Origin of the sequence: Micromonospora tarensis (assembly GCF_016803395.1) — a bacterium.
GTDB classification, from domain to species: domain Bacteria; phylum Actinomycetota; class Actinomycetes; order Mycobacteriales; family Micromonosporaceae; genus Micromonospora; species Micromonospora tarensis.
The window spans coordinates 21,664-47,278 of record NZ_JAEVHL010000017.1 but is presented as its reverse complement, the minus strand read 5'-3'; the positions used below and the strand labels follow the sequence as shown (position 1 = coordinate 47,278).

General features: G+C 71.2%; 34 protein-coding genes. 33 read left to right on the top strand and 1 reads right to left on the bottom strand.

From position 1 onward, the window contains the following. Positions 1-2 precede the first annotated feature (2 nt). The 32 genes from JM949_RS06410 (at position 3) to JM949_RS06260 (ending at position 24,386) form a co-directional block, all read left to right on the top strand. Positions 3-332 carry a hypothetical protein gene (locus tag JM949_RS06410; protein WP_203147521.1) on the top strand — a complete coding sequence of 110 codons (330 nt, stop codon included), beginning with the start codon at positions 3-5 and terminating at the stop codon, positions 330-332. Beyond that, complete coding sequence (locus tag JM949_RS06405; RefSeq protein ID WP_203147520.1) at positions 329-607, top strand: hypothetical protein; 279 nt, start codon at positions 329-331, stop codon at positions 605-607. The genes JM949_RS06410 and JM949_RS06405 overlap by 4 nt, the downstream gene beginning before the upstream one ends. A gap of 980 nt (positions 608-1,587) precedes the next feature. Continuing rightward, entirely contained in the window at positions 1,588-1,800 is a 213-nt protein-coding gene (locus JM949_RS06400) for a hypothetical protein (protein ID WP_203147519.1), read from the top strand. Next, entirely contained in the window at positions 1,794-2,057 is a 264-nt protein-coding gene (locus JM949_RS06395) for a hypothetical protein (protein ID WP_203147518.1), read from the top strand. The genes JM949_RS06400 and JM949_RS06395 overlap by 7 nt, the downstream gene beginning before the upstream one ends. Before the next feature lie 29 nt (positions 2,058-2,086). Further along, positions 2,087-2,746: a hypothetical protein gene (locus tag JM949_RS06390; protein WP_203147517.1), complete on the top strand. Its 660-nt coding sequence runs from the start codon at positions 2,087-2,089 to the stop codon at positions 2,744-2,746. Between the two features lie 14 nt (positions 2,747-2,760). After that, a complete protein-coding gene (locus tag JM949_RS06385) occupies positions 2,761-3,105 on the top strand; it encodes a DUF6221 family protein (RefSeq protein WP_203147516.1) in 345 nt (114 codons plus the stop codon). Continuing rightward, complete coding sequence (locus JM949_RS06380; protein WP_203147515.1) at positions 3,102-3,368, top strand: hypothetical protein; 267 nt, start codon at positions 3,102-3,104, stop codon at positions 3,366-3,368. The genes JM949_RS06385 and JM949_RS06380 overlap by 4 nt, the downstream gene beginning before the upstream one ends. A 208-nt stretch (positions 3,369-3,576) precedes the next feature. Then, a complete protein-coding gene (locus JM949_RS06375; protein ID WP_203147514.1) occupies positions 3,577-4,110 on the top strand; it encodes an HNH endonuclease signature motif containing protein in 534 nt (177 codons plus the stop codon). Between the two features lie 3 nt (positions 4,111-4,113). Next, entirely contained in the window at positions 4,114-4,440 is a 327-nt protein-coding gene (locus JM949_RS06370) for a hypothetical protein (protein ID WP_203147513.1), read from the top strand. A 75-nt stretch (positions 4,441-4,515) separates the two neighbouring features. Continuing rightward, positions 4,516-4,734 carry a hypothetical protein gene (locus tag JM949_RS06365; protein ID WP_203147512.1) on the top strand — a complete coding sequence of 73 codons (219 nt, stop codon included), beginning with the start codon at positions 4,516-4,518 and terminating at the stop codon, positions 4,732-4,734. A 124-nt stretch (positions 4,735-4,858) separates the two neighbouring features. After that, positions 4,859-5,257, top strand: a complete 399-nt coding sequence (locus JM949_RS06360; RefSeq protein ID WP_203147511.1) for a hypothetical protein — start codon at positions 4,859-4,861, stop codon at positions 5,255-5,257. After that, positions 5,254-6,780 carry a hypothetical protein gene (locus JM949_RS06355; RefSeq protein ID WP_203147510.1) on the top strand — a complete coding sequence of 509 codons (1,527 nt, stop codon included), beginning with the start codon at positions 5,254-5,256 and terminating at the stop codon, positions 6,778-6,780. Before JM949_RS06360 ends, JM949_RS06355 begins: the two co-directional genes overlap by 4 nt. Before the next feature lie 17 nt (positions 6,781-6,797). Then, entirely contained in the window at positions 6,798-8,204 is a 1,407-nt protein-coding gene (locus JM949_RS36565) for a DUF935 domain-containing protein (protein ID WP_238432679.1), read from the top strand. Further along, positions 8,095-9,483: a head maturation protease, ClpP-related gene (locus tag JM949_RS06350; RefSeq protein ID WP_309232032.1), complete on the top strand. Its 1,389-nt coding sequence runs from the start codon at positions 8,095-8,097 to the stop codon at positions 9,481-9,483. Before JM949_RS36565 ends, JM949_RS06350 begins: the two co-directional genes overlap by 110 nt. Beyond that, the gene (locus JM949_RS06345) at positions 9,414-9,791 is read left to right on the top strand and encodes a capsid cement protein (RefSeq protein ID WP_203147508.1); all 378 of its coding nucleotides are present in this window, start codon (positions 9,414-9,416) and stop codon (positions 9,789-9,791) included. The genes JM949_RS06350 and JM949_RS06345 overlap by 70 nt, the downstream gene beginning before the upstream one ends. Positions 9,792-9,810: 19 nt before the next feature. Further along, a complete protein-coding gene (locus tag JM949_RS06340; RefSeq protein WP_203147507.1) occupies positions 9,811-10,713 on the top strand; it encodes a major capsid protein in 903 nt (300 codons plus the stop codon). Beyond that, positions 10,706-11,248, top strand: coding sequence for a hypothetical protein (locus tag JM949_RS06335; protein ID WP_203147506.1), 543 nt, complete (start codon positions 10,706-10,708; stop codon positions 11,246-11,248). The genes JM949_RS06340 and JM949_RS06335 overlap by 8 nt, the downstream gene beginning before the upstream one ends. A gap of 3 nt (positions 11,249-11,251) precedes the next feature. Then, positions 11,252-11,656 (top strand): hypothetical protein, encoded by a 405-nt coding sequence (locus JM949_RS06330; protein ID WP_203147505.1) that lies wholly within the window; start codon positions 11,252-11,254, stop codon positions 11,654-11,656. Positions 11,657-11,659: 3 nt separating this feature from the next. After that, entirely contained in the window at positions 11,660-12,061 is a 402-nt protein-coding gene (locus JM949_RS06325; protein WP_203147504.1) for a DUF6093 family protein, read from the top strand. Beyond that, positions 12,049-12,519 (top strand): hypothetical protein, encoded by a 471-nt coding sequence (locus tag JM949_RS06320; protein WP_203147503.1) that lies wholly within the window; start codon positions 12,049-12,051, stop codon positions 12,517-12,519. The genes JM949_RS06325 and JM949_RS06320 overlap by 13 nt, the downstream gene beginning before the upstream one ends. Beyond that, the gene (locus tag JM949_RS06315) at positions 12,519-12,827 is read left to right on the top strand and encodes an HK97-gp10 family putative phage morphogenesis protein (RefSeq protein ID WP_203147502.1); all 309 of its coding nucleotides are present in this window, start codon (positions 12,519-12,521) and stop codon (positions 12,825-12,827) included. Before JM949_RS06320 ends, JM949_RS06315 begins: the two co-directional genes overlap by 1 nt. Before the next feature lie 19 nt (positions 12,828-12,846). Next, a complete protein-coding gene (locus JM949_RS06310; RefSeq protein WP_203147501.1) occupies positions 12,847-13,254 on the top strand; it encodes a hypothetical protein in 408 nt (135 codons plus the stop codon). Position 13,255: 1 nt separating this feature from the next. Continuing rightward, complete coding sequence (locus JM949_RS06305; RefSeq protein WP_203147500.1) at positions 13,256-13,849, top strand: hypothetical protein; 594 nt, start codon at positions 13,256-13,258, stop codon at positions 13,847-13,849. Further along, the gene (locus JM949_RS06300; RefSeq protein WP_203147499.1) at positions 13,846-14,493 is read left to right on the top strand and encodes a hypothetical protein; all 648 of its coding nucleotides are present in this window, start codon (positions 13,846-13,848) and stop codon (positions 14,491-14,493) included. The genes JM949_RS06305 and JM949_RS06300 overlap by 4 nt, the downstream gene beginning before the upstream one ends. 20 nt (positions 14,494-14,513) lie before the next feature. After that, positions 14,514-14,747 (top strand): hypothetical protein, encoded by a 234-nt coding sequence (locus JM949_RS06295; RefSeq protein WP_203147498.1) that lies wholly within the window; start codon positions 14,514-14,516, stop codon positions 14,745-14,747. A gap of 10 nt (positions 14,748-14,757) precedes the next feature. Next, positions 14,758-17,835: a coiled-coil domain-containing protein gene (locus tag JM949_RS06290; protein WP_203147497.1), complete on the top strand. Its 3,078-nt coding sequence runs from the start codon at positions 14,758-14,760 to the stop codon at positions 17,833-17,835. A 37-nt stretch (positions 17,836-17,872) separates the two neighbouring features. Next, positions 17,873-18,247: a hypothetical protein gene (locus JM949_RS06285; protein ID WP_203147496.1), complete on the top strand. Its 375-nt coding sequence runs from the start codon at positions 17,873-17,875 to the stop codon at positions 18,245-18,247. Position 18,248: 1 nt separating this feature from the next. Further along, complete coding sequence (locus tag JM949_RS06280) at positions 18,249-19,370, top strand: hypothetical protein (protein ID WP_203147495.1); 1,122 nt, start codon at positions 18,249-18,251, stop codon at positions 19,368-19,370. Further along, positions 19,355-20,050 (top strand): hypothetical protein, encoded by a 696-nt coding sequence (locus JM949_RS06275; RefSeq protein WP_203147494.1) that lies wholly within the window; start codon positions 19,355-19,357, stop codon positions 20,048-20,050. Before JM949_RS06280 ends, JM949_RS06275 begins: the two co-directional genes overlap by 16 nt. Before the next feature lie 15 nt (positions 20,051-20,065). Next, positions 20,066-23,059 carry a hypothetical protein gene (locus JM949_RS06270; RefSeq protein ID WP_203147493.1) on the top strand — a complete coding sequence of 998 codons (2,994 nt, stop codon included), beginning with the start codon at positions 20,066-20,068 and terminating at the stop codon, positions 23,057-23,059. Between the two features lie 93 nt (positions 23,060-23,152). Next, entirely contained in the window at positions 23,153-24,061 is a 909-nt protein-coding gene (locus JM949_RS06265; protein WP_203147492.1) for a hypothetical protein, read from the top strand. A 31-nt stretch (positions 24,062-24,092) separates the two neighbouring features. Then, positions 24,093-24,386: a hypothetical protein gene (locus JM949_RS06260; RefSeq protein ID WP_203147491.1), complete on the top strand. Its 294-nt coding sequence runs from the start codon at positions 24,093-24,095 to the stop codon at positions 24,384-24,386. Between the two features lie 597 nt (positions 24,387-24,983). Here the strand turns inward: JM949_RS06260 and JM949_RS06245 are convergent. Then, positions 24,984-25,301: a hypothetical protein gene (locus JM949_RS06245; RefSeq protein WP_203147490.1), complete on the bottom strand. Its 318-nt coding sequence runs from the start codon at positions 25,299-25,301 to the stop codon at positions 24,984-24,986. Positions 25,302-25,330: 29 nt separating this feature from the next. On the opposite strand from JM949_RS06245, the gene JM949_RS38995 reads away from it, so the two are divergent. Further along, positions 25,331-25,564 (top strand): holin, encoded by a 234-nt coding sequence (locus JM949_RS38995; RefSeq protein ID WP_203147489.1) that lies wholly within the window; start codon positions 25,331-25,333, stop codon positions 25,562-25,564. Positions 25,565-25,615: the final 51 nt, after the last annotated feature.

The following is a 25,615-nucleotide window of genomic DNA, read 5'->3' as shown; positions in this document are numbered from 1 at the left end:
CCGTGCCCGCCCAGCAGCTCGCGCTCGATGTCCTCGTGGCCGCCCGCGCCGTCGGCACCCGGCACACCCTCGCACTCGCCGAGCACCAACGCGGCTGGATCAGCCTCCCACGCCCGCTGGCCGACTTCACCCCAACGGGCACGGTCATCCCTGCCTGGGTGTGCTGCATCTGCGGCGGCGTCGAGATCAACAGCTACAAGGTGGAACGCAACCACGGCTGCTGCGACCCGCACACCGTCAACATGCCCTGCGAGCGTCGCGACCGCTGGCCCGCCTCGGCGCTCGAGTTCGACGCGGCCTGGACGCCGGATCACCCCGGGAGGCGCCCGTGACCCAGCAGGCGGCGCTCATCCACCACCCCGGCCGCGGCGGCATCTGGCGCAAGTTCCTGTTGCCCGGACGCACGATCAACGCCGCGCCGTGGCTGGACGCGCTCGCCCAACACCACCCCGTCGGCACCTGCCGCGACTGCGGCGGCTACCTCAAGCCCGGCAAGCCGTACCGGCCCGCCGGTAGCACCCGCGACTGGTACCCGGCCACCTGCGACACCTGCAAAGCAGACACCGCCGCAGCCGGCCCGTCACAACGCAAGAAGAAGAGGCCCTGAAACCTTGAGCCACGAGGCTGTGAAGTGGGCGCTCTACGAGGCCCCGATGCTGGTCACCCCCGCCGGGAAACCCGACGTGGCCGCCCGGTTCGTGCTCGTCGCCCACGCCGAGCGCACCGACAAGCACGGCCGCGGCAGCTATCCCGGGCCCGGTGCCCTCATCATCGCCACCGGGTACGACGAGCGGACCATCCAGCGCGCCGAGGCCCGGCTGCGCAAGGCCGGCCTGCTCATCCACAGGGGCACCTCACACCTGGGGACGACCCGCTGGGACGTCGACATGTCCAAGCGGGTCAGCGACGATCCGCAGGCCGAGGCCGACTCGAAGGTGGCCCGCCGCAGGGCGCAGGACGCCGAGCGTCAGCGGAGCCGCCGGGAGCGATTGAAGGCGGCGCAGTCGGCCGCCGAATCCACCTCTGCAATTGATCATGGTCATTCCGAATCGGTCGACGGCGCGGCGGGCGAGGCCGTCTCGGGCCGGACCATCGAGGCCCTGGTGATCGATGGTGACGGATGCACCGTCGAGGGTGTCACGCACTCTGCGTCCGTGACGTCACGCACTTCAAATCCGGACGTCACGGATTCTGCGTCCGGATGTCACGGACGCAGCGCCCCCCAAACCACCCATGAACCACCCATGAACCATCCGGGAACCATCCCTGGGGGCACGCTGCCCCCAGACCCCCTGCGACCCCAGGCCCCGACTACGTCGGTCCCGGGACCTACTCGGAAACCGAAATCTCCGACGACGCAGATCAACAACCACGACCTGACACCGCAACTCACGACCGCGCGCGCGATTCCGCGAATGCGCAGACCTCGAATCTGCGCCTGGTCGACCCGAGCACCCCGACCGCGCCGACCGGCACCCGGCGCGGGTTCGGGTTCTGCCTGCCCTGCCACGCCGAGGGCAAGACCACCCTCGCCGCCGACACCACCAACGGGGCCGAGTGCCTCACCCACCTTCGAAGGAGCGCGTCATGACCGTCAGCCGCACCCGCACCCGCCATCGGCCCGTCACCCAGCGACCCGCAACCGCTGCCGCCGACCCCACCCGCTGCGTCTGCCGAGGCGGCGTCCTCATCGCCACGTTCCGCCGGGAGCAGCTCGCCGCCCTCGAGTACCGGCACCACCCGCTGTGCCTGCACCCCGCCCAGCCCGTCGACGTCGACAGCTGGCTCAACCCGTGGTGACCGCCGACGCCGCCATGCCGCAGCCAGGCACGCGCCGTGCCGAAGTGCTGGCCGAAATCGAGCGTCAGTCCGAACAGACGAAGTTCGGCCTGCAAGCCAGGCTCAAGCTCAGCTCTGGGCAGACGGACCGGATCCTGCGGCAGCTCGTCGCGGCCCGCCTCGTCGGCATCGTGCGCGACGAACGCGGTCGTGCTCGGTACGTCTCGCTCGAGCAGTGGCGGTCCGCCGCCAACAACCCGCATACCCGGCCGAGCTGACCCACCCGCACCACACGAGAGGCCCCGCGTTGACCAACCCGCACAACCACCACGCCACACGCGCAGCCTGGTCACTCGCCGCCGCCCGCACCCACCTCGACAACGCCGTAACCAACGAACGCGACACACGCCGCGCCGAAGCCCGCACCATCGCCGCCGCCGGCGCCATCCAAGCCTGGCGACCCATGCCCGGCCCATCAGGGCAAGGCGGCCACGGCGACCTCGTCGGCCGCACCGCCGTCTCCACCCTCGAACCCGAATACCGCGACGGACACCTCGCCCGCCTCGCCACGTCGACCACGGCCACCCTCGCCTGGCTCGCCGCAGCCCTGCGCCTGCCCGCCGGCGACCCCGGCCAGCAGCTCGCACACGCCGCGCCCACCCTCCGGCCCACCACCGCCCGAGAGATCACCCTCTGGCTCGACGAGGCCGACACCCGGATCCGCGACGCCCTCGGCCGCGACCCCGACGGCCATCCCCTCGCCGGCGTCCGCTGCCCACGCTGCGCCCGACGCCAACTCGTCGCCCACACCACCGGACCCCGCACCACCTGGACAGTCACCTGCACCACCAGCTGCGTGTGCACCGGGCCCGACTGCCCGTGCACCATGCCCGTCCGCTTGGCCGACGTCGCCCACATCTGGGGCCCCACCCACCCGCTCACCACCGGCGTACTCGCCGCAGCCTGAGGGAGAATCGAACCGTGACTGACCTGGTGACCTGGCTACGCGCCCAGCTCGACGACGACGAAAGTGGAGCGCAAGCCATCGGCCCGAACGTTCAGTTGGACGACCCGCGTTTGACTGATGGGGAGATCGCGCACGTCACCCGATGGGGCCGGACCCGGGCCCTGGCCGAGGTGGACGCCAAGCGGCGGCACATAGCCCGCTGGGAGCGCACCAACGCCCTACTCGCCGCCGCCGACAACCCCGGTGCCATCCGCAACGAACTACTCTCCGTGCGCCGGGCGTTCGCGGATGTGATCGCCGATGACGCACTGCCGTACGCCGACCGGCCCGGCTACCGCGACGAGTGGCGGCCCGCATGACCGACGAGTGGATCCCCGCCAACGGCGACCACTGGGGCACCGCACGCATGATCGCCGCGCACCTCGGAGGCGACGTCACCGTCGGCATGATCCGCAACTGGGCCACACGAGACGGCCTCCCATCAGCGAAGATGCGCGACCGACACGGCCGACCCGAGGTCCGCTACCCACGCCAAGCAGCGACCAACATCGAAGCCCAGAAGTACCTCTCCGGCCTCGGCCGCAAGCGCCGACTTGACGAAACGATCATGGCCACCGCATGATTTGATCACTCCAACTGGTAGACGAACCCTGCCCGCAGCCCGGTCGAGCCCCACGGCTCCCGGGCTGTTGGCGTACCCGGGGGAGGTGACCATGCCCCGACCCGGCAGCACCACCGACCGCCAGACGTAGCACCCCCACCATCAGTGAAGGCCCAGCCGCACCCACGGCCGGGCCTTCGTCGTCTCACCACCTCAGGAGTGGATCGACATGACGCAGGCTATCCGAGACCACTACGACCACGCCCAGCAGCTCATCGCCGACGGCACCTGGCGCGTCGACCCCCACGCCGGCCTTGTCCACGGCGTCAAGGGCGCGCCCTTCCGACGTACCAACAGCTGGGGCTACGTCCAGATCAAGTTCCGCGCGCCCGAGGACTGGCAGACCGAGCACACCGTCCTGGCGCACCGGGTGATCTGGGAAGCCGAGCACGGGCCCCTGGCCGACGGGCTCACGGTCAACCACCTCAACGGCGTGAAGACCGACAACCGTCTCGCCAACCTCGAAGCGGTCACCCAGTCGGACAACATGCGCCACGCCTACCGCACCGGCCTGCACCAGCCGGTCCGCTCCAACGCCCGCCTTACCGAGCAACAGGTCCGTGACATCTACCGCCGCTGCCGAACGGGTGAGCGCGACGCTGACCTCGCCGCCGAGTACGGCATGAAGCGGTCCGCCATCAACAACATCCGCAACGGATGGAGCTGGCGGCACGTCACCCTGCACCAGCCAACCGGGAGGTGAGCAATGCCGACCAAGGGCAGCACCACAGCCCGGGGGTACGGGCACCCACACCAACAGCTCCGCGACCAATGGGCCAAGACCATCGAGGCCGAACGCACCACCCACTGCCACGCCACCCACTGCCTCGAACCAACCCGCACGATCCGGCACGGCGACGACTGGGACCTCGGGCACACCGACGACCGCACCGCCTACACCGGACCCGAACACCCGCGCTGCAACCGCGCCGCCGGCGGACGCAAAGGCGCCGAGCTGGTCAACGGTCAGCGCACACCGCTGCGGCACAGCCGCGTGTGGTTCCCGACCGAGGCAGGAGGTACGTCACTGTGACCACCCGGCGCGGCCAAGAGCAGGCCCCGAAGGTCGACCGTCCCGACCGACTCGACACCCCCACCACCACCATCCGTGGCCAAGTCGGGCACCCGACTCGACGACCAGCAAGCCGCAGCCCTCGGCCATGCCCTGCCCGCAGACCTCATGGCCAAGGTGGACGCAGGCGCCCAGCTCTACTACGCCATCTACCACCACCCGAGGGCCAAGGAGCTGCTGACCAGCGACTTCATGACCAACGGCCTCCGCAACGCCTACATCGCCGCCGGCGAGGCCTACCGCCCCCGACGGTGACCCAGCGTCACCCGAAGCCCAGAAAAATTCGGACATTGGGGGCGAGCCTGACCGCCGGGGTCAGGATTTTTTTTCCGCACAGTGGCGATCTTGGCTGTCCGGACAGCAGGGGCGGTGATCTTCGATGGCCGGACCGCGAAAGCGCTGCAAGACGAAGACCTGTCCGGAGCGCTTCACCAGGCCGCAGGGCTCGCGCCGGGAGTACTGCGAGCGGTGCCGTCCGCCTCGTCAGAAGCCCGCTGCGGTCCTGCCGCTGCCGGAGCGGCCTACGGAGCCGGGGCCGATCGAAACGGCGACCCGCAAGGAGCTGGAGGCCCGTAACCGGGTCGACACGACGGCGGGCGCGATCGCGTTGCGGCTGGCTCGGGACCTGGACTCGCAGCTGCTGACCGCGTCGCAGGCGTCGTCGCTGTCGTCGCAGCTACTGCGCACGATGGCGATCGCGACGGAGGGCGCGCCGGCCGCACCTGACGAGATGGACGAGCTGGCCGCGAGGCGGCGGGAGAAGGCGAGAGGCGCATGATCGGCGCACCGGAGCCGATGACCCAGCCCGCGCACCTGTGGGTGCCGCCGCGGCGCGGGTCGTACGGGCCGGAAATCATCGACTTCTGCGACATGATCCACCTGCCGGTCGATCCGGAGCAGAAGCTGGCGATCGACGCGACGGCGTCGTACGGGCCGGGCGGCCGGTGGCTGGCCCTGGAGACGGCCATCATCGAAGGCCGGCAGAACGGCAAGACGATGAAGGTCGTCCTGCCGATCTGCTTGGCGGACCTCTTCCTGTTCGACGACAACCCGGACCGGATCGTGTGGACCGCCCACCGCATGAAGACGTCCCGGGACGCGTTCAACGAGGTCAAGCAGCTCATCGACGGGTCGGAGTACCTGTCGCGCCGGGTCAAGGCGATCAGCGAGTCGAAGAGCGAAGAGTCGATCGAGCTGAGGTCGGGGGCGACGCTGGAGTTCCTGGCGCGCACCGCTGACGGCGGCCGCGGCCTGGGCGGCAAGCGGTTGGTGTTCGACGAGGCACTGTTCCTGTCGGCGGACTCGATGGGCGCGCTGATCCCGACGCTGTCGGCCCGGGGGAACCCGGTCATCAACTACGCCTCCAGCGCGGGCAAGCAGCAGTCAGAACACCTGCGCCGGCTCCGCGACCGCGGCCGCCGCGGTGGTGACCCGTCGCTGGTCTACATCGAGTTCTGCGCGCCGGGCAGCTGGGACGACCCGGGCTGCGAGCTCGGCCCGGAGTGCCCGCACGAGTACGGCACCGACGGCTGCTCCCTCGACGACGAGGACCGCTGGCGGTCCGCGAACCATGCGATCCGCCGCGGCCGAATCACAGTCGAGTTCGTGCGCGGCGAGCGACGGACTATGGCGCCGCGGGAGTTCGGCCGGGAACGGCTCGGCTGGCACGACGACCCGGTCGGCGTGGTCGACGAGCTGCTGAAGCGGTGGTCCGACCTGCGCGACCTGGACTCGGCGCCGGCGACGCGGCCGGTGTTCCTGATCGACGTGGCGCCGAGGTCGAAGTCGGCGGCGATCATCGCCGCGATGCAGCTGCCGGACGGCCGCACGCACCTCGAAGTCGTGGCGCACCGGCCCGGCGCGAAGTGGGTGCCGGACGCTGCGGAGCAGCTGCTGGTGCACGACCCGCTGGACTGGGTGATCGACCCGGCCGGGCCGGTCGGCGCGCTGAAGCCGGCCCTGGCGAAGAAGGGCATCGAGCCCCGGGAGATGACGACCCGGGACCTGGGGCAGGCCTGCGAGGCGTTCGTGTCGGCCGTCGACGACGGCGACGTCGTGCACCTGGACGACCCGGCGTGGACGCAGGCGATCCGGGGTGCGGCGAAGCGGGACATCGGCGATGGGCTGTGGGCGTGGGCGCGCCGGAAGTCCGACGCGGACATCTGCGTGCTGGTCGGTGGGACGGGCGCGTACTGGGGGCTGTCGGTGGTGCCGCCGGAAGAGCCGCCGCCGCCGGCGCCGGTGAATCTGCCCGCTGAGACGCAGCTGGAGACAACCGACCTGGCGACGGTCGGGTTCTGAGTGGGGAGGTGACCGCGATGGCCGCACCGGTCAACGAGATCGGGTACGCCGCCCGGCCGTCGCTGATGGGCTGGCTGGAGTTCGTCGAGGACGAGCCGACACCGGAGCTGCGCTGGCCGCGCTCGATCGAGGTGTACGACGCGATGCGGTCGCAGGATTCGCAGGTCGGGTCGGTGCTGCGGGCGGTGACGTACCCGGTGCGGCGCACCCCGTGGCGGATCAACCCGGCCGGGGCGCGCGACGAGGTCGTCGAGTTTGTGGCGGACAACCTGGGGCTGCCGATCGTCGGGACCGAGCCGCGGCCGTTGCCGCGCACCCGGGACCGGTTCAGCTGGGCGGAGCACCTGCGGTTGGCGTTGCTGATGCTGCCGTTCGGGCACGCCTACTTCGAGCAGGTGTACCGGATCACCGACGACGGCACCCGGGCGCGGCTGCGGAAGTTGGCGATCCGGATGCCGAAGACGATCGAGAAGATCGAGGTCGCCGACGACGGGGGCCTGGTCAGCATCACCCAGTTCTCGGCGAAGGTGGGCCGGATGCAGCGGCCGATCCCGGTCGACCGGCTGGTGGCCTACGTGCTGGAGCGCGAGGGCGGCAACTGGCTCGGCAAGAGCGTGCTGCGTAACTGCTACAAGAACTGGCTGCTGAAGGACCGGCTGTTGCGCGTCGACGCGCAGACGATCGAGCGCAACGGCATGGGCATCCCGCTGTACAAGGCCGGAGAGCGTGAAACGGACCTGACGGCCGGCCGGCAGATGGCGCAGGACTGGCGGGCCGGGGCGACGGCGGGCGGCGCGGTTCCAAACGGCGCGGACATGGTGCTGCGCGGTGTCGAGGGTGACCTGCCGCAGGCGTTGCCGTCGGTGCGGTACCACGACGAGCAGATCGGCCGGTCCGTCCTGGCTCACTTCCTCAACCTCGGCACGCAGACCGGCAGCTGGGCGCTCGGGTCGACGTTCGCGGACTTCTTCACCATGAGCCTGCAGACCCTCGCCGAAGAAATCGCCGACGTCGCCAACCAGCACATCGTCGAGGACCTGGTCGACGCGAACTGGGGCGAGAACGAACCGGCGCCGGTGATCGTGCCCGATGAGATCGGCAGCAAGCAGGCCGCCACCGCGCAGGCCCTGAAGTGGCTCGTCGACGCGGGCATCCTCCGCCCGGACCGACCTCTGGAGGAAGCGACCCGGCAGCACTACGGGCTGCCGGCGAAGGACAACCCGGCGCGGCGCCGGCGGACGATGGGAGTAGCTGATGAAGGGACAGGCCGACCTACTCGACCTGCTCCGCCCCGACCCGGCGCGCCGACCCAGCGTGACGCGGTTGTCCGCGCAGCGGGCCGCAGCGCTGGCCGCCGGCGAGAAGCCACCGGCCTGGTACCAGATCGGCCCGGTTCAGGCGCTGGCCGAGGACAGCGAGGGTGAGGGCGACAGCGACGCGACTACTGCGGACGTCTACGTGTTCGACACGATCGGCGGGTGGCTCGGCCTGACGGCTGACGACTTCGTCCGCGACGTCGCCGGCCTGGACGTCGACCAGATCGTGGTGCACCTGAACAGCCCGGGCGGGGACGCGTTCGAGGGCGTGGCGATCGCGAACGTCCTGCGGGCGCACCGGGCCCGGATCGTGGTGCGCGTCGACGGGATGGCCGCCAGCGCCGCTTCGGTCATCGCGATGGCCGGCGACGAGGTCGTGATGGGCATCGGCACCCAGCTCATGGTCCACGACGCCTGGGGTGTGGCCATCGGCAACGCCGCCGAGATGACGAAGTACGTCGAGCGGTTGGCGTCGACGAGCAACGCGATCGCGTCGGCGTACGCCGCGAAGGCCGGCGGCACGACCGAGCAGTGGCGGGCCGTGATGCAGGCCGAGGCGTGGTACACGGCCGAGGAAGCCGTCACGGCAGGCCTCGCTGACCGGGTCGCGGCCGCCGACGAGACGGGCACCGCGTCCGGCGAGCAGATCACCCCGGGCGGCTCATCCAGCTTCTGGGACCTGTGGGACACGCTGCGCGACCCGGACCGGTTCGACCTCAGCGCTTTCCAGCACGCCGGGCGCGCGAACGCGCCCGCGCCCGCCATGGTGGCGGGCCCCGATTCCCCGGTCGCGTCCGCGGCCGGTTCCACCAACCAGGAGAGGGGCAGCGACGTGGCGTTCAGCGACGAGCAGCTCACCACCCTGCGGAAGCGGGTCAACGCCGCTGACGACGCCAACGGTGCCGCCATCCTGGCGGCTCTCGACACGGCGCTCGCCGAGCGGCCCGAGCCGACGTCCGCACCGGCCATCCCCGAGGGCACGTGGCCGTTTCGCAGAACGTCCTCGACGAGCTTCGGCTCGCGGCGAAGGACGGTCAGGAAGCCCGGGCGCAGCAGCTCCGGGACGCCCGCGACAAGGCGATCCGCAACGCGATCGACGAGGGGAAGATCGCCCCGGGCCGACGCGACCACTGGATCAAGGCGTGGGACAAGGATCCCGAGGGCGCCAAGGCCGACCTGGACGAGCTGCCGGCCAACCGCCTGCCCGTCAGCGAGATGGGCTACGGCGGCGAGGACTCCAAGGCGTCCGCCGACCCGGCGGCCGGAGACGACTACTGGTTCCCGGGCTCCGCCCCGGCCCGGAAGGGGAACTGAGCCATGGCGAACGAGTGCATCCCGTTCTACGAGCCCGGCCGGCGGATCACCGGCCACGCGACCGCCGGTGTGACCGGCTGCCGGTTCGTGATGATCTCCGGCAACCGGCAGGCCGACGGGTCGATCAGTGTCGCGCACGCCACCGCCGCTACCAAGGCGTTCGGTGTGGCCGCGTACGACGCGGCGACCGGCGAGAAGGTCGGCGTCCTGCGGGGCTCCGGGTTCATCGTCCCCGTCACCGCCGGGGCGAACCTGACCGCTAACCAGCGTGTCGAGGTCGGCTCCAACGGCCAGGCGGTGGTCCTCGCGTCCGGCATCGCCGTCGGGACGGTCGTCACCGGCGCCACGTCCGGCAACCCCGCGCAGATCGCGCTCGACTGAGAGAGGGGGACCCAGTCAGATGCCTACGCAGCAGACCGCGTACCCGCTGGCCGCACCGACCGTCACCGGGAACACCCTGACGGTCGACATGGCCGTGAAGCAGCCGACGCGGATCACGCGCCGGATCATGGACCTCACCCTGCAGCGGTTCATCGTCGACCGGATCTTCTCCACCGGCGGCACCGCGACCGGGTCGGTCGTCTACGACCAGGCCACGGTGAACGAGCTGTACACCGACCGGGACGTCGAGCGCCGCGGCCCGGGCGACGAGTACCCGATCGTCGGGTCGCAGCGGCCGACGCCGAAGGTCGCCCTCCCCGAGGACTGGGGTGGCAAGTTCTTCCTCACCCGCGAGGCGCGCCGCCGCAACGACGTGGCGTTCTTCAACAACCAGGTGACGCAGCTGGCGAACACGATCGTCCGCCGGGTCAACACCAACGCCGTCGCGGTGCTGGAGGCCGCGATCGCGTCGCTCGGTGGCGCCGGCACGTTCGTCGGGCACAACTGGGCCACGGTGGTGACCGCCGGATCCAGCCAGACGAACAACAGCGGTTGGCCGGCGGCGGACTTCGCGAACGCGCAGTACCTCGCCGACACTGACGAGCTGGGGGTCGAGTACGACCTATGGATCGTCAACCCGAAGCAGAAGATGGACCTCACCACCGCGTACGGCAGCGCGCTGAACGACGTGCTGGCCGCGGCCGGCATCGACGAGATGTTCGCCTCGAACCGGGTGGCCAACGGCACGGCGTACGCGGTGGCCCGCGGCCAGGTCGGGGAGCTGCGCGTCGAGCAGCCGCTGGAGACCGAGACCTGGTACGAGGAAGCGACGAAGCGCGACTGGGTGCAGTCGTCCGTCGTCCCGATCATGTACGTCACCAACCCGTACTCGATCAAGAAGGTGACCGGGCTCAATGGCTGAGAAGACGATCATCCACGGCAGCTTCTGGTACATCGACGACGAGGGCTTGCATCAGTCGGCGGTACGCGGCGACAAGGTGGACATCACCCGCGACGAGGACCTGAAGCGGGGCGAGCGGCACGGCGCGTTTGCCACGGACGAGGACCTGGCGCCCGGGTCGGACTTCCGGGCGTTCGTGGACCGGCGGGCGGCGGCCGGCGCGCCGGGCATCGTGACTGTCGACCCGGCCGACGTCGAGGGTCGCATCTCGCCGGCGGGGTCGGCGGACCCGCGGATCCAGTCCGGTCTGGTCGACCCGGCCGGCGTGCCGGGTCCCTCGGTCAGGCCGCAGACGGGCCCGGAGGTGCCAGACGGCGGCGGTAAGCGGCCGTCGGTGAACGCGCCGAAGGCCGAGTGGGTGGCGTACCACGTCGAGCAGCGTCCGGACGACCTTGACGAGGGCACCGCCCGCGCGCAGGCCGAGGCGATGACCCTCCCCGTCCTGAAGCAGCGCGCCGGCGTCGACTACCACGCCGACGCCCCGCCGCAGGTCTGACCGATGGCGGACCTGTTCGAACTGGTCGACCTGCGGAAGCTGCTTCGGGAGTCCGAGATCGAGTTCGACAGCGACGCCGCGACGGTCGCACGCCGTCAGGCCGGTGGGTGGCTCTCTGACGCCACCGGCCTGACGGACTGGCCCGACCCGATCCCGGACCGGCTGTGGACGTGGGCGATCGAGCTGGGCGCGATCGCGTACCGCAACCCGGACGGTGCCAGCGAAGAGCAGTCCGACGACCACCGGGTGCGGTTCGACCGGGCCCGGCGGGCGGAGATCCTCACGGCGGCCCGTGCGGCGTACCCGTCGGCCAGCCCGCCCGGGCCGGCCGCTGCGGGCCCGCTGTGGTCGTTCCCCGCGCCGGACTGGTCGTGGGGGCAGGACACGTACACGGGGCGGGAGGGCTGAGGCATGTCGCTGGCGTCAGTACTCGCCCGGGGGCGTAACGCGGCGGAGCGGCGGATGGTCGACGAGTGCGTCATCCGCCGCGCCGGCGTGACCGAGCCGGTGTACTCCGGTCGGTGCGAGATCAAGCAGTCGTCCGACGAGGGCGGCGAGGCGCAGGACGAGGCCGACGCGTACGCCCTGAATTTGCGCCTGGGGCTGAAGCTGCCGATCCGGGCGGTGGGCCTGGAGTTGGGCGACGAGGCGGAGCTGACCGTGTCGTCGCGGGATCCGGAACTGGTCGGCCGGTTTCTGCGGATCCAGGGCCTGGCGTTCGAGAGCAACGCGACGTGCCGGCGGTTGTTCGTCGTCGAGCGAACCTCCCCGGTGTATCTGCGGGGCGGCGACGAGCGGGCGTGGACGACCTGATGGGCACGAACGTGTACGCCGCGAAGCGGCTGCTGTTCGCCCGGTTGGGGGTGCTCGCTGGCGACGGTCAGCCGCTGGCGGGCCTGCAGGTCGCGTACTCGATCCCGAGGCCGGCCGCCCTGGCACGGGAATGCGTGTACGGCGGTGGGGTGCGGTTCACCCACACCGACGCCACGGCAGAGCGAAACGTGCTGCTCGACGAAGTCGCGTTGGTGTCGGCGTACATCCGTATCGCCGGCGACACCACCGCGACGGTCGAGGACACCGACGCCCGCGCCGAGGTCGTGTTCGCCAAGCTGGCCGCGCAGCTGACCGCCTGGCCGGACCTGGGACAGGCCCTCGCGTTCGCCGGCATCACGCAGGGGCAGGGTGACTACGACCTGGCGCCGGGCGAGACGCTGACGATCCTCGGCGTGCAGGTGCGTATCGAGTCGACGGTGACGTACGGCGGCGGGTGATGGCCGACGACAACGTGCGCGTCGATGTCGACCAGGCGGCCGTCGACGAGGTCGTCCGGTCCGTCGACATGCGCGACCTGCTGCTGGACGTCGCGGACCCGATCGTCGGCCGGGCGCAGCTTGGCGCGCCGAAGGCGTCCGGTGAGGGCGCCGCGTCGATCCGGTCCGAACCGGTGCTCGACGGCCCGGACTGGACGGTCCGGATCTCGTGGGATCGGGCGCACTTCTACATGTACTTCCACGACCGAGGCACGGAGCGTTTGCCGGCCCGGCCGTTCCTCGAACCCGCGCTCGATGGGGCGCTGTGAGCAAGCAAGGAGATGCCAGGTGACATACCCCGGAGCAGAGAACGACCCGACGTCGTCGCCGGTCAACGAGGACATGCTGGCCGTCGAGCGGCGCCGCAAGGAGCGCGAGGCCGAGTACGGCGTTTGGGTCGCCAGCCAGACCATCCCGTGGGGCACCGTCAACGCCTTCACGGCGGGCATGAAGGTGCCCGCGTCGACCGTCCAGCGGCTGAAGTGGGACGAGCTGGGCCTGGTCGTCAAGCGCGACACAAAGGCCGGCCGGGAGGTCCTGGAGCGCACCGGCACCGCCGAGCCGGCGGAGCTGGAGAAGTGGGCGGCCGACGACAAGGCCGCCGCCGAGCGGGCCCGCCAGCAGGCGGCCGCGAACGAGCAGACGTCGGCCGGTGGCGCGACCACCGCGTCGGCGCGGAAGTCCGGAGGTAACTGAGATGCCGCTGACGCAGGCCACACCGCTGCTGATCAAGGAGCCGGGCTTTCTGTTCCACGCGCCGCTGGCGTCGACGGAGCCGACGAACGCGGCGGCCGGGTCGACGTACGACGCGGACGCGTGGCCGGTGGCGTGGGTGCCGCTCGGCCCGACGCAGGAAGGCTCGGCATTCTCCTACAGCATGAACATCGAGGCGATCCGGGTCGCCGAGCTGTTCGACGCCGTGGCGTACTCGGTCACCGAGGTCACCACGACGCTGGCGTTCGCCATGACCAACTACACGCTGCACAACCTGCGGCGGGCGATGAACGCGCCCAGCTCGGCGGTGACCACCGTGTCGGGCACCGCGGCGACCCTCAGCTCGAAGCTGGAGGCCCCGGACCCGTCGGAGATCGTCCGGTCGATGATCGGGTGGGAGTCGCTGGATCACACCCTGCGTCTGGTGGGCCGGCAGTGCCTCAACGGCGGGGAGCTGCAGTCCACGTACGGGCGGGCGGCGGCGGCCGGTATCGCCACGGTGTGGTCGTTCGAGCGTCCGGCGGCCGGGAAGGCGTTCGCGTTCTACGGCGCGGGCACGGCCCGTCTGGGGGCATGATGGGGCGCAGCATCGGCTCGTTGGGTCGGCAGCGGGACCCGCTGGATCTGGAGTTCGACTACTTCGGCCAGACGGTGCGGATCCACCCGCACGCCACCGACGCCGTCGAGCTCGAGTTCCTCCAGGCCGGCAGGGACATCGACATGTCCGCCCTCGACGGGGTCGACCTGTCGCAGGTCGACGCGATGGCCGCCGCCGACCAGGCGCGGCTGGTCCGGGCGATGGGGCAGGCCACCGCAGCGGCGTACCGGGCCGTCCTCGACGCGCTGCGCCGGCTGATCCACCCGGACGACTGGGACACCTACTGGCGTCTGGGCATGGAGAACGGGCAGCAGATCCGCGACCGGATGTCCGACATCAAGGCCATCACCACCGCGGTGGTGGAGTCGACGACGGATTTTCCTACTGGGCGGCCCGCCGCCTCGCCGACTGGGCCCGAGACAACGCCGCCCGCATCAACGGCCGACTCGCCCTCACCGGCGCCGGCGTCGGACCTGGAAGTCGCGATGGCGTTGGAGCGGGGCCGCCCGGACATCCAGGAGTTCTACCTGATGCAGGTCGAGGACAAGGAGCGGGCGGAGCGGGATGCCCGGGAGCGCACGGCCCGGGACCAGCGGCAGCTGGCGGCGGCCGGCCTGGGCTAAGCCTCGCTGACGTCCTGGCCGTGGCGTACACGCTGCGGCTGGAGGATCTCGCCCGCGACGTGCACGCCCACACGATCGCCGCGGCGATCGGGGCGGCGTTCGGTGCGCAGCAGGTTGCCGGGGACCGGGCGGACTGGGACACGGTCAAGGCGGCGTTCGACGTCGCCCTGGCCGCCCCGCCGGCGGCCGGTGAGCCGGGCGGTCGGGATGACAGCCCGCGCGGGATCAAGCTGCGGGTCCTCGGGGTGACGTAAGGGGGCGGCGATGGCAGCCAGGGGCAAGAAGCTCAGCGACGCGTACCTGGAGTTGCGGGCGGACGACTCGAAGCTGTCGGGTGACGTCAAGGTCAAGGCGACGAAGGCCGCGAAGGGTTTCGCGTCGCAGCTGAACAACGCCCTGAAGGTCCTCGACATCGACCCGGTCGACGTGAAGGCCGACCCGAAGGCGGCGCTGGCGTCGATCGAGGCGACCCGGGATCGGCTGCGGGAGATGTCCCGCGAGGCCGACAGCGTGGAGATGCGGGTCCGCACCGAACGGGCCCTGACCCAGCTGGAGCGGTTCCGTAAGCAGCTCGGCCAGGTGGATGACGCGCCGGTGACGGTCGAGGCGGACGCGTCGCCGGCGCGCCGCCAGGTTGAGCAGCTGCAGCGGCGCCTGGCGTCGCTGGGCATCGACCCGCCGGTCACCGTTGACGCGGACCCGAAGGCCGCCCTCGCGGCGATCGGGCGCGTCGACGAGCAGTTGGAGAAGCTGACCAAGGACGCCACCAACGTCCGGCTGCGCCTCGACGCGACGTCCGCGCGGACGGACCTGGCGCGGCTACGCGACCAGATCGGCGACGTCGGCGACGAAGCGGCCGAGGGGTTCGGCGCACGGTTCATCGCCCGGGTCGGGCCGGTCCTCGCGTCGGCGCCGCTGTCCCCGCCGATGCTCGCCGCTGTTGCCGCTGCGGTCGGGATCGCCGGGCCGGCGCTCGCCGGCGGTCTCGCGGCCTCCGTGATCGGTGGTGCCGGTGCGGGTGGCATCGTCGGTGGGGCGATCCTCGGCGCCCGCGACGCGCGCGTGCAGGCGGCCGGCTCGGACCTGGGTGAGTTCATCCTGGGTGACCTGGAGGCCCGGGCGGCGGACTTCGCGCCGAAGCTGCTGGGGGCGCTCGCGCACATCCGCACCGGCTGGGAGGCGCTCGGGGGGGATCTCGATCGGATCTTCGCGTCGTCGCGGTTCGTGGATCCGTTGGTCGCTGGGGCCACGTCGGGCGCCCGCAAGCTGATCGGTGGGATCGCCGACGCCGTCGACGAGGCCGACCCGGTTGTCGCCGCGTTCGGCGCCAGCCTCGATCGGATCGGCGACGCGACCGGGGACGCGTTCACGACGGTTGCGGGCGACGCCGACGAGGCAGCGTCGGCGGTCAACGACCTCACCATGGGCGTGTCCAACCTGATCCGGACCAGCGCCGGGATCGTGCACGTCGGTGCGTCGATCAAGGGGTGGACGGACCAGCTCGACGTCGGCCTGGACAAGACCCGGTATCTGGTCGAGGACCAGGCGAACCTGAACAAGATCCTGGACGTGTTCGGTAAGCGGCTGGATCTGACCGCTGACGGTTTCGCCGCCGGCACCGCCGAGGCAGAGGCGTATCGGAAGGCCACCCTCGGCACGGCCGAGGTGGCGGACTTCGCGACGCTCAAGGCTGCCGGGCTGAGCGACGCGCAGATCGCGGCCGCCGACTCGTCGGGCACGTTCCGGGCCAAGCTCGATGACGTCGCCGCGGCGCTGAGTCGCTCCGGCGCGGCGCTGGCCGCGTCGGAGGACGACGTCGCGGGGTTGCAGCTGGAGCTGGACTCGGTTGCCGCCCGGTATCAGGCCTTGGGTGAGATCGGCGCCGACGCGCTCAACGGTCTGATGGTGAGCAGCGGTGCGTTGACCGGGGCGATGGTCCGGCAGAAGACCGTCGCGGATGCGCTGCGGCAGGCCCACGAGAGCATGTTCGGTGCGGTCATCCAGCAGACCGAGGCGAACGAGATCTACCAGGCGACGTGGGATGCGCTGTCGGAGACGGTCTCGGGCAACAGCGACCAGATCGGCCGGAACAAGAACAACCTTGACCTGCACACGAAGGCGGGCCGGTCGAACCGGGACGCGTTGCAGGACCTGCTGGTCAAGTCGAACGAGATGTACTACGCCGACATCAACGCCGGCGTGGCCATCGACGAGGCCCGCGCCAAGCACGAGAAGCGCACCGGGGCGATCCGCACCGAGGCCGGCCAGCTACGGCTGAACAAGGCCGAGACTGAGAAGCTGATCGGCACGTACGGGAAGATCCCGCCGTCGAAGACCACGAACCTGCTGGTCGACGGGATCGACCGGGTGGGCAAGGTCCTGACCGACCTGTACATCTTCCAACGGTCGCTCGCGACGGGCCGCACCCTGGCGCAGGTCCGCTCGGACGTGTTCGGCGGGTACGCCGGCGACCCGCGCGTCTTCAAGCGTGAGGGCGGGCAGATCGACGGGCACGGCATCAAGGGCGTCGACAGCGTCCCGATCGTCGCCGCTCCGGGTGAGTTCATGCAGCCGGTCCCGGCGGTGGACTACTACGGTGTCGCGGCTATGCAGGCGATCCGGCACCGGCAGATTCCGAAAGAGGCCCTGCAGGGCTACGCCACCGGTGGCCTGATCGACCGGCTGCGCGGCCGGGACTGGGGCACGCGGATGCCGTTCGAAACGGACGTCAACCGCACCCGAGTGCCGTCGCGGGCCGAGGTCGCATCGAAGGTCACGCCGGCGCTGGGGGCCTGGCCGTCGTCGCCGGGCGCGCAGCGCGGGGACTCCGGGGTGTGGCGCTCGATCATGGCCATGGTCAAGGCCAGCGGGATCCCGTACACGTTCGGGAACGCGTACCGGCCGGGCGACCCGCTGTGGCACGGCTCCGGCCGGGCGGTCGACTTCATGGGCTACAACCAGGACCGCCTGGCGCAGTTCTTCATGGCCCGGCAGGGCCAACTGCTGGAGCTGATCCACCGCTCCGGCACCCGGGACTACGCGGTGACCCGGGGTCGGAAGACCACGATGCCGACGCAGTTGCCGTTGCACCGCAACCACCTGCACGTCGCGATGGACAACGGCGGCTACCTGATGCCCGGGTGGAACCCGCCGATCTACAACGGCACCGGCCGCCCCGAGCCGGTCACCCCCGCGCCGATCATGGACGTGGTGATCGAGGAGCTGCGGGCGCTGCGGCAGGACACCCAACGTCTCGCCGGCGAGTTCGCTGAGGCGCTGACCGGTGGGGTCATGTCGGCCGACAACCTGGGCAGGTCACGCGGCCGGGTCGTGGCCCGCTGACCAGCCCCCAGCCCGCTCACCGCAGGAGGTGGTCACCGTGGCGACTCTGACCCTGGACAGGGTGTGGATCAACCGGCTCGACACCGGGGAGGCGGTAGCCGCCTACTCCGGCCGGGACCGCCCCCAGACGTACCAGGCCGACGGTGACGTCGAGACGTTCGCCGGCGGCCGCCAACGCGCCGTGACGATCGAGGGCGAGCAGGGCACCGTATCGCTGACGCTGCGGCAGGTGCCGCTGGCCACCGTGGTGCTGCTGCGGTCGTGGAAGGGCCTGCCCGTGCAGGTCCGTGACCACCGGGGCCAGTCGTGGGCGGGGGTGTTCTTCACCGTCACCCCGTCGGAGTTGACGGAGACGAACTGGTACGACGTGGCGATCACGGTCCGGACGGTCACCGTCGCCGAGGGGGTGTGACGTGCAGCCGCTGACCGCGTCGCCCCGCGACGGGCTCACCGCCGACCTGGTGACCGCGCTGGTGCGCGACGCCCCGGCGGTGACGGTGGGCCACGGCGCGGAACTGGTCGACCAGACCCTCGCCGTGCTCGCCGACATCAGCGAGGACGTGCGCGGCGGGTCGGTGTCCCGGGCGGCGTACGCCGAGCTCCACGGCAGCGCCCAGCTGTCGATCAGCCGGGACCTGGACTGGGGGCGGGCGATCGTCCGCCCGTACATGACCCTGTCCGACGGGCAGCTCACCGCCCGGTTCAACCTCGGCGCGTACTACACCGCCAAGCCGAAGCGGAACCTGCGGGAGACACCACCGCGGTTCGACGTGGCCGGGTTCGACATCCTGCTGGCGCTCAACGACCCGGTCGGGCAGACGTACGCGGTCGACGCGGGTGTCGGCTACCTGACGGCGGTCGAGGACATCCTGATCCAACGGGGTTTCGTGCAGTACCTGATCGACCGGTCGTCCGCCGCCCTGGTGCTGCCGGCGGCGAAGGTGTGGCCGTTCGACCCCCGCACCACCTGGTTGCAGGTCGTCAACGACCTGCTGTCGGCCATCGGGTACGCGGGAATCTGGTCGGACTGGGACGGCCGGCCCCGCTGCCAGCCGTACCAGCCGCCACAGCAGCGGCCAGCGGAATGGACGTACGAGGCCGACGGGATCCGGTCGATGATCGCCCCTGAGCGGGAGATTGAGCAGGATTTCTTCCGCACCCCGAACCGGTGGGTGTTCTACCAGTCCAACAACGTCGAGGCCGCCCCGGTCGAGGGCAACGGCATGTACACCTACGTCAACCAGGCGGACGGTCCGACGTCAGTCGAGGGACGCGGTCGGGTCATCACCCAACCGGTGGGGCTGGACGCCGCCGACCACGCGTCGTTGGTGCGGCAGGCGCAGGAGCGCATCGACACGGACATTCGGGTGCCCACGACTTACACCACGCCCACCGCGCTGAACCCGTTGCACTGGCACTTCGACCGACTGCTGGTGCTGGATCCGACCGCCGGCCCGCCGATGGAGGTCCTCGGCACGCAGTGGACGCTGCCGCTGATGGGCCGACGGATGACGCAGGAATGGACGATCCTGTGACGGCCCGGTACGACGCGGCGCTCGCGCGGCTGGTCGACCGGCGTATCGCCGAGCTGCTGCCGTCGCCGGCGGCGCGGATGGGCACGGTGGTGACCCGCGACCCGGCGACGTCGGCGTGCACGGTGATCTTCGACGGCGACGTGATCCCAGCCCCGGTCAAGCGGTTCGGCCACGTGCAGGTCAACCCGGGAGACCGGGTGGGGTTGCAGCTCTTCGAGTCGGACTGGGTGATCGTCGGCGCGTTCACCGTGCCGGGGCTGTGGGTGGCGTCGTCGACGTCCAACAGCGCGGCGGTGCTGGCGGAGACGTCGCTGATCAGCATCACCGGGGTGACGTTCCGGGCGGGCATGGCGTACCGGCTGGTCCTCGGCGGGCAGCTCCAGGGCAGCGTCGTGAACTTCAGCCTGTGGCGGGTCCGCAACTCGACCGCCACGTCGGGGGCCGACTGGGGGCAGTTCGGTCACTACGGGGTGCCGTCGGCGTCCACCCCGGTTGCCCTGTTCGGTGAGCACTGGCTGAAGCGGACCACCGCGAGTGACCTCGAAGGCCAGACGGTCAGCGTCAACGTCAACGCCTCAGCCGGCACGGTGACGCACATCGGCACCGCCACCAGCCCCCGCTACCTGCTGATCGAGGAATGGGGCCCGGCGGCGAAGTGCCCGCAGGGCCTGGCCATCTAGGGAGGCGCACACCGTATGGCGCAGATCGCCACGACCACGCAGGCCGAGCCGTTGGGCGTGCCGGCGAACACCCGCATCGACCGGGACCCGGTGACCGGGTACCTGTACGTGATGGTCCGGTCGACGACCGCGAACATGTGGGACCTGTACCGGTCGACGAACGGCGGCACGTCGTGGACGGTGTTCGCGTCCATGCTCCGGACCGGCGTGCAGGAGATGGGCAGCATCTTCATCTCCGCCGACGGGCACCTCTACACGAGCTACCGCACGAACGAGTCGGGGCAGGACCGGATCTGGTTCCGCCGCTGCCGGCTCGACCTCGGCCTGTGGGGGCCGGAAACCCTCACCGGCCGACCCGACCACGGCGGCACCCCCGGCGCGATCCACCAAGGCATGGACATCCAGCTGGTCGGCGGCGCCACCCGGTGGATGTGGATCGTTATCGCCGTCGGTACCACGTTCTTCGGCACCTCCGGGGTCACCCTCTACGGGGTGCTGCTCGACCAATCCAACGGCACGGCCACGTACAACAACAACATCCTGACCGGCACCCGCCAATGGATGGACATCGCCGGCACCGGCCGCATCGTCCCGAGCGTGGACATCGAGCACCTTGGTGGTGGGAAGTCGTCGAACACACCCCACCTGTGGATCGCGTACGGCCGCACCGAGCTGCGGATGGTGAAGCTCGCCTGGACCGGCGCCGGGTGGTCGGGCCCGCGTACCACCCAGCTGCTGCAGCCGGTGCTGGCCGCCGCGCAGGACGGCATCGTGGGCCGGTGGGACGGCGAGCGGTGGCTGATGGTGGTGCCGCACCCGACGGTGAGCGGGGCGGTGCTGCTCGTCGAGCGGAACCGCGGTAACACCAGCAGCACGGAGCGGCAGAGCCCGGCTCACCCGGCGGGGGTGGTGCGGGCGGTGTCCCTGTCGTACGCGGAGTCGACCCGGGACGTGCGGGTGTACGCGGTCGGCACGTCGAACAACGACCTGTACTTCGTCGATTACAGCAGGGCCGGCGGCACGTGGACGTCCTGGACGACGGTCACGACCACCGACGTGCTCGGCACCAACAGCAACCAGTTCTCGATCCGTCGCGGCTCGTTCGGGCGCGCCCGCCACGACCTGGCCATCGCCCACGCCGGTAGCCCGAACGTCGTCAACGGCTACCACCAGGTGCTGACGTACGCGCCGAACACCCCGACGTGGGACGTCCCCGCGATCGGCGTCGACAACGGCGCGGCCGCCGAGGTGTCGTCGCCGCTGACCCTGGACTGGACGTTCACCGACCCCGACCCGGCCGATAGCCAGTCGGCGTGGGCGTTGTCGCGGCAGATCGGCGTCGGCGCCCTGGCCTACTTCCGCGCCTCCGACAACACCTGGCAGGCGGCGGAGGTGAAGAACGCAGGCGCGACGACCGCCCGGACCCTCTCCTCCGGGTGGGGGCTGACCAGCGACGCCCAACACGCCTACAAGGTCAAGGTGTGGGACGGCTCCGACACCGCGTCGCTGTACTCCGACGCGTTCGTGGTCATCCCGTCGGGCAAGGCAAACCCGACGATCACGGCACCGGTCACGGCGCAGGTCGTCAGCCAGGACCGGGTGACGGTGACCTGGACGGTCGCCGAGCAGACGGCGTTCCGGGTGCGCCTGGTGATCCTGGCCGAGACGGTGTTCGACTCCGGGTGGGTGACTGGCACCGCCACCACCTACACGCCGGACTTCGCCCTGGGCGACGAATTCGGGTACGGGGTGGTCCTGCAGACCCGCAACCTGAAGGGACTGCCGAGCGACACCGTGCAGGTCAACTTCAACGTCGACTTCGTCGAACCGGCCACCGCGACGCTGGCGGTCACGCCGCTACCGGCGCAGGGCGTGATCCGGGTAGCGGTCACCCATTCGCCGCAGCCGGGCCCGCTGAACGCCAACCCCTACCTTGAGACCGACGCCGCCGACTGGGTGGCGCTCGGCGGGGTGGTGGCACGGTCGACAGCACAGGCGCACGAAGGCGCGGCGTCGCTGCTACTCACCCCCGACGGGGTGACCGCCACCGTGCAGGCCCGAGCGGGCAACGTGGCGGTGACCGCCGGAAACAGCTACATCGGTACGGCGTGGCTGCGCTCGGCCGTGGCCCGTACCGTCGGCATGGGCATCATCTGGCGCGACGCGGGCCTGTCGATCCTGTCGCAGACCACCGGGCCGACCGTGTCAGTGAGCGCGGGAGCGTGGACGTACTTCGAGGTCGCCGGTCAGGCCCCGCCCGGGGCGGTAGTGGCGACGTTCGTCCCGGCGTCGATGGGCAGCACACCGGCCGGATCCCACCTGATGTGGATCGACGAAGCCGCGTTCCGGCCGTACGTGCCGCTGCCCGCGAGCGTCGACCTGTACCGGCGGCCGGTGCTCTACCCGACGCTGTTCGCCGCGGACTTCGAGACGGCCGACATGTCCGGGTGGGGTGCACCGCACGCCGGCACCGCGACCCGCACGAACAGCAAGTCGCACTCGGGCAGCTGGTCGTACCAACTGACCTCGGACGGCACCGACGCACTCGGCAGCTTCGTCGAGAGCGTGAAGATCCCGATCACCCCGGGTGAGACGTACTTCGGCGACATGTGGCTCGCCGGTTCGTCGGGCGGGAAGGACGTCTACGCGCAGCTGCGCTGGTACGACGCCGGCGGAACGTTCGTCGCGGTGGACGGCGGGATCGGGAAACCGCCGCCGTCACCGGGCGGCTGGGAGTACCGGTGGGCGGTCGGCACCGCCCCGGCGAACGCCACCCATGTGACGGTCCTGGGGATCGTCGATTCGATCCCGACCGCCGGCGACGTGCTGTGGGTCGACGAGGTGCGGGTGCGCCGCAACAACAGCACCACCGGTGTGCGTGTCGCTCAGGGTCTGCCGGCCGGGTCGACGTACGACGACTGGGGGGCGACCTCGGGGGTGCCGTACGAGTACCGGGCCGAGGTCCGCAGCGTCATCGGCACGACCGTCGGTGGTGTCTGGACGCCCTGACCATGCCGGCCGCCTGGCGGCCGTGCTCTCTTCCTCGCCGCCGTTGCCGGGTTCGCCTGGCTGCGGCGGCGCCGTCCTTCCGGAGGTACCTCGATGACGCGTGCACCGAGCAACCTGTTGGCCGTCCGCTCCCTGCTCCTCACCCACCTCGACAACGCGCCCGGCCCGGACGACCTGGAGCCGGCCGAGGTCGGCATCGTCGGCGACCCGGCCCACCGGGGCGGCTACCACTGCGGATCCGACCGGGTGGACGCCGACGACTACTCGGTGCGCGAGTCGCCCCGGGACCGGGCCGGCCTGACCGCCGACGCGGCGGCGCTCGACGTCGGCCAGTTCGAGGTCCGCGCCGGCGACCGCACCCACACCCTGGCCAGCTTCTCGCTGTGGTGTGTGGGCCAGTGCGCTGCCGGCGCGGCCGACACCCGGGACATCCGCGAGATCATCTACAGCCCCGACGGCACCACGGTGAAGCGGTGGGACCGCCTCGGCAAGCGCACCACCGGGGACAGCTCGCACCGCTGGCACACGCACTTCAGCTTCTTCCGCGACGCCATCAAGGCGGGCCGCGACCAGCGGCCGTTATTCCGCCGCTACCTGACCACGCACGGACTCATCGAGGGGGACGACGACATGAGCGCAGAGGACAGCGCCCGCCTACAGCGCATCGAGAACGCGCTGCTGGGCACCGGCAAGGGCGGCTTCGGTTTCGCCGTGAAGGACGCATCGGGCAAGCCAGGTCCGGTGGAGCCCCTGGCGCAGCGGCTCGCGGACCTGGCGTTCGCGCTCGTGGCAGGCCCCGGCGGGTCGGGCGCGTACGTCGCCGGGGTTCTGCCTCGGCTGGACGTCGCGGTGGCCGCCCTGTCCGGCCGGGACTTCACCGACGAGCCGGCGATCGTGGCGGGCGTTCTGGCCGGGCTCGACGCGACCGCCATCGCGGCCGCTATCCCGCCCACCATGGCCCAGCAGGTGGCCGACGAGCTGACCCGCCGCCTGGCCGACTGACCCACCATCACCATCACGGGGAGGTCCGCCGGTGCCCGGCGATGACATCACCAACGCGGAGCTGGCGCGGCGGCTCGACGCGATGCGCCGCGACTTCCACGAGGACTTCGCCGAGATCAGCCGGCGCATGGACTCGTACGTGCTCCGCGAGGTGTACGCCGCCGAACGCCAGGCGATGGAGACTCGCGTTGGAGTGCTCGAAGCGCGGGTGAAGGACGGCGAAGAGCAGCGGCGAACCCTCACCCGGTGGCTGATCTCGGCCGTCGTGTTCCCGTGCGCCGCCTTGATCGTGACCATCTATTTCAACCTTCAGGGGCCAAGATGATGACGACGACCACGGGCGAGCACCGAGCACGCCGGCGCGGCAGGTGGCGGGACTGGGCGGCGATCCTCGCCGCGGTTGTGGTCGCGTCGATGATCGCGTGGGCGACCTACCAGATCGGCGTGCTACGCGCGCAGAACGACGCGTTGGCCAGCGCGCTGGATCAGCAGCGTCAGCAGGCGCAGGACTCCGGCCAGGATCCCGTCGCACCGCCGGCGGAGGACATCATTCGGGATCCGCAGACCGTCACCGGACCGCCGGGTCCTCAGGGGCCGCGTGGCTTCGACGGGGTCGACGGCGTCGACGGCCCGCCCGGACCGTCCGGGTCACCGGGTGCTCCCGGCCGGCCCGGTGCTGCCGGCGAGAACGGCACTGATGGGGCTCCCGGCTCCACCGGGCGGCGGGACCTCCGGGACCAACTGGCCCGACTGGTCCGGCCGGGCCGCCCGGTGATCAGGGACCGCAGGGTGAGCAGGGACCGCAGGGGCCGCGGGGCGAAGCCGGGCCGGCCGGCGCACAGTGCCCGGATGGCACGAAGCCGGAGACGGTCACGGTACTCACCATCGGCGGAGCGCGGCAGATCGCCGCGTGCGTCGCCGACTAACTCCGGTCGTACCGGATCCCGGCCTGCTCGAACCTCGCCCTCACCTCGGCCGCGTGCTGCGCGGCCACCTCCATGTCCGCGCCGGCGGCCTGGAGCAGCTCGACGGTCGGCCCGCTGATGCCCTGCGGATCGGCCAGCGCCACCCCGGCCTGGATACCCAGCAACCGTGGGTCGGTCGACACCTTACGCACTGCGGCGACCGCCTGGTCGCGCGGCGCGTTGCGGTCGCTGCCGGTGCCGTACCGGCCGGCGACGCCGGACAGCCCGGCCAACACGAGCCGGTCACTGGCCGGCAGGGAAGGCACATGCACCACCCGAGAACCGTAACCCGAGGAGGTACCACGTGTTCACAGGCAAGTTCTGGAAGGCCACCGCCGAGCGTGCGGTGAAGAGCGCCGCGCAGGGTCTGCTGCTCTACTGGGGCGCCGACGTGGTGTTCAACGCGTGGCAGGCGGACTGGGCGGCCGCCGGCGGCATCGCCTCCGGCGCGGCCGTGCTGTCGGTGCTGACCTCGCTGGTCAGCGCGAAGGTGTCCGGCGAGCCCGACTCGCCGAGCCTGGTCACGGCGGAGCAGTAGCCCGAACCAGCAAGCGCCCCCGCCTCGGCCCCGGCCGGCGGGGGCGCTTCG